7 protein-coding genes are annotated in these 7,473 nt (G+C 63.3%); 6 read left to right on the plus strand and 1 reads right to left on the minus strand.

Features of this window, described 5'->3' with window-relative positions; genetic code table 11:
- Positions 1–229: 229 nt before the first annotated feature.
- Genes BLV07_RS31530 through cyoD form a run of 4 tightly spaced genes read left to right on the plus strand, consistent with a single transcriptional unit; the run spans position 230 to position 4,080 of the window.
- Positions 230–1,063, plus strand: a complete 834-nt coding sequence (locus BLV07_RS31530; RefSeq protein WP_091893727.1) for a cytochrome ubiquinol oxidase subunit II family protein — start codon at positions 230–232, stop codon at positions 1,061–1,063.
- Positions 1,053–3,053 (plus strand): cytochrome o ubiquinol oxidase subunit I, encoded by a 2,001-nt coding sequence (gene cyoB / locus BLV07_RS31535; RefSeq protein WP_091893755.1) that lies wholly within the window; start codon positions 1,053–1,055, stop codon positions 3,051–3,053. Before BLV07_RS31530 ends, cyoB begins: the two co-directional genes overlap by 11 nt.
- Entirely contained in the window at positions 3,053–3,694 is a 642-nt protein-coding gene (locus BLV07_RS31540; protein WP_091893729.1) for a cytochrome (ubi)quinol oxidase subunit III, read from the plus strand. The genes cyoB and BLV07_RS31540 overlap by 1 nt, the downstream gene beginning before the upstream one ends.
- On the plus strand, positions 3,691–4,080 hold the full coding sequence (cyoD, locus tag BLV07_RS31545; RefSeq protein WP_091893731.1) for a cytochrome o ubiquinol oxidase subunit IV: 390 nt from the start codon (positions 3,691–3,693) through the stop codon (positions 4,078–4,080). The genes BLV07_RS31540 and cyoD overlap by 4 nt, the downstream gene beginning before the upstream one ends.
- A 440-nt stretch (positions 4,081–4,520) precedes the next feature.
- Here cyoD and BLV07_RS31550 read toward each other — a convergent pair whose 3' ends face one another.
- On the minus strand, positions 4,521–5,309 hold the full coding sequence (locus BLV07_RS31550) for a thermonuclease family protein (RefSeq protein WP_091893733.1): 789 nt from the start codon (positions 5,307–5,309) through the stop codon (positions 4,521–4,523).
- A 198-nt stretch (positions 5,310–5,507) separates the two neighbouring features.
- Here BLV07_RS31550 and BLV07_RS31555 point away from each other — a divergent pair, with 198 nt between their 5' ends.
- Together BLV07_RS31555 and BLV07_RS50145 are read left to right on the plus strand one after the other, a co-directional pair.
- Positions 5,508–7,106 (plus strand): GMC family oxidoreductase, encoded by a 1,599-nt coding sequence (locus BLV07_RS31555; protein WP_091893757.1) that lies wholly within the window; start codon positions 5,508–5,510, stop codon positions 7,104–7,106.
- A 111-nt stretch (positions 7,107–7,217) separates the two neighbouring features.
- On the plus strand, positions 7,218–7,473 hold a 256-nt coding region (locus tag BLV07_RS50145), incomplete at its 3' end, for a transposase (RefSeq protein WP_143035537.1).

Genomic DNA, 7,473 nt, shown 5'->3' on the forward strand with positions numbered 1-7,473 from the left:
TGTTCATTCAGTATTTTCGTGCAGATTAGCAATCGCCCCAATCGGAGAGAAGGGCGCGCCTCTGCGTTCATGTCATTGAGATCACATGGAATTGCATGTTGCGCCCGGCCCATCGCGCATAGCTGACCCTTCGCGGTTCAGGAACCGTTTTCAGGCAATCGCGTTTGTTGCGGAGCCTTTCCCGCGCTAGGCTCTGTCCCGGGGCTTCCCAACCGCCAGTGGCTTGCCGATGAATCTGTTCGATCCGCAAGGGCCTGTGGCTGCGGCCAACAGCACCATCCTGGTCGATTCCGTCTTCATCATGCTCGTGATCGTGGTGCCGACCATATTCGCGATCCTCGGCTTCGCGTTCTGGTTTCGCGCGTCCAATCCGAAAGCGCGTTTCCAGCCCGACTTCGTCTATTCCGGCCGTGTCGAGATGGTGGTGTGGGCGATTCCTGCGCTCACCGTTATCCTGCTCGGCGGTGTCGCCTGGATCGGCTCGCATCAGCTCGATCCCGCAGCGTCCGTCCCGGGCACCGGCAGCCCGGTGCGGATCCAGGCCGTCTCGCTCGACTGGAAATGGCTGTTCATCTATCCGGATCAGCGCATCGCCACCATCAACACGCTGACCGTTCCGGCCGGCGCCGAGCTGAATTTCCAGCTGACGTCGTCGAGCGTGATGAACACGTTCTTCATCCCGCAGCTGGGCAGCATGATCTACACCATGAACGGCATGGTGACGAAGCTGAACCTGCGCGCCGACAACGAGGGCAAGCTGCAGGGCCTGTCGGCGCATTTCTCCGGCGACGGCTTCCCCGACATGATGTTCGACGTCAACGTGATCTCGCCGCTCGCCTTTCCGGAGTGGGTGGCGACCACGGCGAAGACGGATGCCGTGCTGAATGCGGACAGTTACACAAAGCTGATGCAGCAAGGCATCGAGACGGGGCGGCCGACCTATCGGCTCGACGATCCGCGCCTGTTCGACCTGATCGCGACCCAGCACATCCCGCCGGGTCCTGGACCGGAGCTCGCATCCGAAGCGGGCCGGTCGCACAGTGGAGGCCACGATGCTCGGTAAGCTCGACTGGTCCGCCATTCCGTTCGATCAGCCGATTCCGCTCGTTGCGGGCGCTGTGGTGCTGGTCGCAATCCTGGGCGTGCTGGCCTGGGTCGTGATCAAGGGGCATCTCCCCTATCTCTGGAGCGAATGGATCACCAGCGTCGACCACAAGCGCATCGGGGTCATGTATGTGCTGCTGGCCTCGGTGATGCTGCTGCGCGGCGGCAGCGACGCCATTATGATGCGAATTCAGCAGGCCGTCGCCTACCAGTCGCAAGGCTATCTGCCGCCCGAGCACTACAACCAGATCTTTTCGGCGCACGGCACCATCATGATCTTCTTCGTGGCGATGCCGTTCGTGATCGGGCTGATGAACCTGATCGTGCCGCTCCAGCTCGGCGTGCGCGATGTCGCCTTCCCGACGCTCAATTCCGTCGGCTTCTGGCTGACCGCGACCGGCGCGCTGCTGGTCAATATCTCGCTCGTGGTCGGCGAATTCGCGCGCACGGGCTGGCTCGCCTTTCCACCGCTCTCGGAATTGTCCTACTCGCCCGGCGTCGGCGTCGACTACTACGCCTGGTCGCTGCAGATCTCCGGTGTCGGCACGCTGGTCGCCGGCATCAATCTCGTCACCACGGTGCTGAAGCTGCGCACCAAAGGCATGAACTATCTGCGCATGCCGATGTTCTGCTGGACCACGCTGGCCTCGAATCTCCTCATTGTCGCGGCGTTCCCGATCCTCACCGCCACGCTGGCGATGCTGCTGCTCGACCGCTACCTCGGCTTCCACTTCTTCACCAACGAGGCCGGCGGCAACGTCATGATGTTCATGAATTTGATCTGGGCCTGGGGCCATCCCGAGGTCTACATCCTGGTGCTGCCGGCCTTCGGCATCTTCTCCGAGGTGGTCTCGACCTTCTCCGGCAAGGCACTGTTCGGCTATCGCTCGATGGTGCTGGCCACCATGGCGATCTGCGTCATCTCCTTCATGGTGTGGCTGCACCATTTCTTCACGATGGGAGCGGGCCCCGACGTCAACGCCATCTTCGGCATCGCCAGCATGATCATCGCGGTGCCGACGGGGGTGAAGATCTACAACTGGCTGTTCACGATGTATGGCGGCCGCATTCGCTTCGCGACGCCGATGCTGTGGGCGGTCGGCTTCATGGTGACATTCATCGTCGGCGGATTGACGGGCGTCCTGCTCGCGGTGCCGCCGGCCGATTTCATGCTTCACAACAGCATGTTCCTGGTAGCGCACTTCCACAATGTCATCATCGGCGGCGTGCTGTTCGGCGCTTTCGCCGGCTTCGAATATTGGTTTCCGAAGGCGTTCGGTTTCCGCCTCGACGAACGCTGGGGCAAGGCAGCGTTCTGGTTCACCTTCCTCGGCTTCTTCATCACCTTCATGCCGCTCTATGTCGCCGGCATGCTCGGCATGACGCGGCGCATGCAGCATTATGACGTAGCGGCCTGGCGGCCCTGGATGCTGGTGGCGGCGGTCGGCATGGCGGTGCTGACGATCGGCGTGATCTGCCAGATCATGCAACTCGTCGTCAGCATCCGCGACCGCGAGGCCCTGCGCGACCGCACCGGCGATCCCTGGGACGGCCGCTCGCTGGAATGGGCGACCTCGTCGCCGCCGCCGGTGTTCAACTTCGCGTTCAATCCCGATGTGCGCGGCGAGGACGCTTATTGGGAGATGAAGGCCCATGCCAAGCAGCAGCTGCTCGAGCACGAAGAGCCGGAATATCAGGACATCGAGATGCCCAGGAATTCGCCGACCGGCTTTGTCTGCGCGTTCTTCGCCAGCATCATGGGCTTCGCGCTGATCTGGCACATCTGGTGGATGGTGATTTTGGGCGGCTTAGGTGCCTTCGCGACCTTCGTCGTGTTCGCCTGGCGCGACCATGACGAATACGTCATCCCGGCCGATCGGGTTGCCCGTATCGACCGCGTCAATCTGGAGGAACGGCGCAGGCTCGTCAGCATGGCGGGGGCAGTCTGATGTCGATGACCGCGACCGCTGGCCACGCCCATGCCGATCCCCATCACATCGGTGTCGTCATCGAGCATACCGGACCCGCGCCGAAGCGGATCGTGACCGCCTACGGCTTCTGGATCTTCCTGCTCTCCGACATCGTGATGTTCTCCTGTTTCTTTGCGGCCTACGCCGTGCTGGCCGGCCAGACCGCCGGCGGCCCGAAGGGCTCGGAGATCTTCGACCAGAGGAACGTCGCGATCGAGACGGTCTGCCTGTTGCTGTCGAGCTTTACCTGCGGCATGGCCAGCATTGCCGCCGACGTGCGCAACCGGTTCTGGTTCTATCTCGGCATGGCCGTGACCTGCGTGCTCGGCCTCATATTCCTCACCATCGAGTTCCGCGAATTCGCCGGCCTCGTCGCCCGTGGCTATGGCCCCTCGCGCAGCGCGTTCCTGACCGCGTTCTTCTCGCTGGTCGGATGCCATGGCCTCCACGTCTCGGCCGGCGTGTTGTGGCTGCTCACCATGATGGCGCAGGTGTTCGCCAAGGGCTTTCGTGCCGACATCCAGCGGCGGATGATGTGCTTTGCGCTGTTCTGGCACGCGCTCGACATCATCTGGGTCGCCGTGTTTTCCGTGGTCTACCTGCTTGGGAGTGCGCCATGAGCGATCAGACGCATGAGTTGGTCAAACACGACCTCGCGCCGGGCGAGGAAGAGCAACACAGTGTCGGCGTCCGCATCCTCGGTTACGTTGTCGGTCTTGTCCTGGCCCTGCTGCTCACGGCGACGTCGTTCTTCATCGCCGGCACCGATCTGGTCTGGCAGCCGTCCATCCCCGTTGCGCTGATCGTGCTCGCGATCGCGCAAATGGGCGTGCATCTCGTGTTCTTCCTGCACATCACCACCGGCCCCGACAATACCAACAACGTGCTGGCGCTCGCCTTCGGGCTGCTGGTGGTCTTCTTGGTGGTCGGCGGCACCGTCTGGATCATGGCGCATCTGAACGCCAACATGCCGCCGATGGACCAGATCATGCAGATGCGCGGTTAGGGCGCTATCGCCTTACTGAATTTGGCTCGACCGGTTGCCGGGGGTCACCTCTCCCCAGCGGGGAGAGGTCGGATTGCGTAGCAATCCGGGTGAGGGGCCGCGGTACTCAGTGAGGCCTGATCCCCTCACCCGGATCGCATCTTTCGATGCGATCCGACCTCTCCCGCGGGAGAGGTGAACCCGGAGCTCGCATCGATTCAACCAAGGCTCATCCTGCTTTGGCGTCGCTCCAAAAAAGAAGAGCCGCTTGTGATGACAAGCGGCCCAAGTCTAGGGAGGAAACGCCCGAGCAAGGCAATCGGGCCGAAGCCGGATCGCTGCCAAGGAAACGCTCGCGCAAGGCGCTTGCGTACCCATACAAATGGCGCAACCCCCGATCGAGTTCAATTCCGGATCAATACGGTCTCGGACTACTACTCACGGATGTGTGAAGGAATTTTTCACTTCGGCCGACGGCAGTTGTAGGCCCTGCGGAAGCCGGCGGCCTGCGCGTCATCCTCCGAGCAGAACCAGCGGTCGGGCTTGGTGGTCGCCGGATAGCTCGGGCAGCCCCGCAAATGATAGATGCCGATATTGCCGGTGACGCGTGCGCGCACCGCGAGCTTGCCCTTGATGCTGCAACTCGGCGGCATCGTCAGCTCTTCCGGGAACAGCACGGCGCGGATTTCCTTGTCGCGGTCTGGGCGGCACGCGGCGCCGAGGAGCGCGCCGTCCTTCTTGCCGCTACGAAAATCTTGCGGTGCAACAAAGCAGCCTTTCCAGATCCCGACCGCCGCCGTCTTGGCCTCGGTGGCCGCGGGCTTGACGTTGGCCTTGATCGGCTCGCGCGCGAGGGCAAAGCCGAGCTTGATCAGTTGTTCGTTCAAGCTGGCCTTGTCGCCCTCGGCCGTGCAGATGGCGCGGTGCCGCTTGCCGAAACTTTTCTCCGGCCCGACATCGTCGCAGCGCACCGTCCGTTTGCCGATCAGCTTCGTCAGTTGGTCACGAGCCTCGATGCCGCAGGTCCAGGAATCGGCGTGATCGTCGATGCAGACCTGGTCCAGCTCGGGCGCGTCGACGCCGTCGAGCCGGTAGGTGACGTCGCCGAGCTGGATCGAGTTGCCGTCGCGCACCGTCGCGGCGGCAGTCAGCGCGGAGACCGGCCCGGATGAGGCCAGAAATCCGGACAGGGCAAAGAATGAAACGAGCGCAAAAGCGCGGGCGGGGGCAAAGAAATTTCGGAAGGACATACGATCTCGCTATCGATAGCTCGTGCGTCCTGTTCCTAGCATCCGGATGTGGCGATACCAATGGTCTGCGCCCTGCGAAGTGCGACATTCCGGCCTCGCGGCTTTACTCAGCCATTGCTCTGATCCTATCGTTCGCGGGCCTTGCGGACTGCAGAGGCCGAATCGCCCGGAAGCGGCGAGGGGGAGGACAAGGTTGCAATGAAAGACCCCGTGGACGTCCTGATCATCGGCGCCGGCGCTTCCGGCGCGGCGGCGGCGTGGTCGCTGGCCGAGACCAAGATGCACATTCTCTGCCTGGAGCAGGGCGGCTGGATGAACCCGGCGGAATATCCCAGCACGGGCCGCGACTGGGAGGCCAAGTTCTACGGCGAATGGTCATCGAGCCCCAACGTTCGCGGCCGGCCCGAGGACTACCCGATCAACGACGACAATTCGCCGATCAAGGTCGTCAACTACAACGCGGTCGGCGGCTCGACGGTGATGTACACTGCGCACTGGCCGCGGCTGCATCCGTCCGATTTCAAGGTGAAGACGCTCGACGGCGTCGCCGACGACTGGCCGATCGACTACGACGCGCTGGCCCCGTTCTTCGAGGAGAACGACCGGATGATGGGTACGTCGGGCCTGTCAGGCGATCCGCTTTCGCCGCTGACGCATCCGCCGATGCCGCAACAGCCGCTCGGATTGTCCGGCGCCATCATCGCCAAGGCCATGAACGATCGCGGCTGGCACTGGTGGCCGTCGGACACGACGGTCGCGACCATGGATTATGAGGGTCGGGCGCGCTGCATCAACCTCGGCCATTGCACGCCGGCCTGCGCGCAAGGCGCAAAGTCTTCTACCGACATCACCTATTGGCCGCATGCGATCCGCGCCGGGGTCGAGCTGCGCACCCATTGCCGGGTGCGCGAGATCACCACCGACGAGAACGGCATGGCTTCGGGCGTAGTCTACTACGACAAGGATGGTGTCGAGCAGTTTCAGCCCGCCCACGTCGTCATCATCGCCTGCAACGGCGTCGGCACGCCGCGACTGCTGCTGAACTCGGCCTCGGGGCGCTTTCCGAACGGCCTTGCCAATTCGTCCGGCCTCGTCGGCAAGAACCTGATGTTCCATCCCTATGCGCAGATCTACGGCTATGTGAAGGAGCCGACGGATTCCAACCGCGCGCCGCCGACCTGCCTGTGGAGCAAGCAGTGGTATGACACGGACCTGTCGCGCGGCTTCGTGCGCGGCTACGGCGTGCAATTCGTGCGCGGGGCAGGGCCGGTGTTCGAGGCCGTCGTCAGCGAGCAGAAGGGCATTTTGCCCTGGGGCGCCGACCATCACCGCGTGTTCCGCAAGCTCAACGGCCATCGGCTGGGTTTCTCCGCGATCTGCGAGGACCTGCCGGAACAGCACAACCGCGTCACGCTCGATCCTGTGCTGAAGGACAGCCACGGCATTCCGGCGCCGAAGATCGACTATACGATCAGCGAGAACAGCCGGAAGATGATGGAGCATGCGCTCGCCCGCGGCCGCGAGGTTCTCGAAACGGCGGGGGCGACCGACATCTGCATCAACTCGCCGATTCCGTGGGGCGGCTGGCACCTGCTCGGCACCGCGCGCATGGGCACCGATCCCGAAGGCTCCGTCGTCAACGAATGGGGTCGCTCGCACGACGTCAAGAACCTCTTCATCGTCGACGGCAGCATCTTCGTCACCTCGGGCGGGGTGAACCCGACGTCCACCATCCAGGCCCTCGCGCTCTACATCGCCGACCAGATGAAGCAGCGCCTCGCCAATTTGTTCGACTAGAGATGATGATTGCACTCAGCTCGCCGCGGACTCGCTGCACCTCTCGCGCTTGCGAGAACTTTGCATAATCGGCGAATCTGCGATTCCCTGGACCGGTTGGAGGGGACGGGAATGGCATATCGGCAGGTGGGGCAACCGAGCTTTGCGGACGCGCTGGTGTCGCGGCAGGGGAAAGCCAATCCGGTACTAAGGCGGATTGGCGAACTGGTCGATTGGGCAGCAGTGGAGCGCGTGCTGCGCGGCCTGCCGGAACCGGAGCGCGGGGCGCCGGCTTATCCGCGGCTGCTGATGTTCAAGGCGCTGCTGCTGCAGCAATGGTATGGACTGTCCGATCCGGAGCTTGAAGAGGCGCTGGATGACCGTGCTT

It is taken from the genome of Bradyrhizobium sp. Rc2d (assembly GCF_900099855.1).
GTDB lineage: Bacteria > Pseudomonadota > Alphaproteobacteria > Rhizobiales > Xanthobacteraceae > Bradyrhizobium.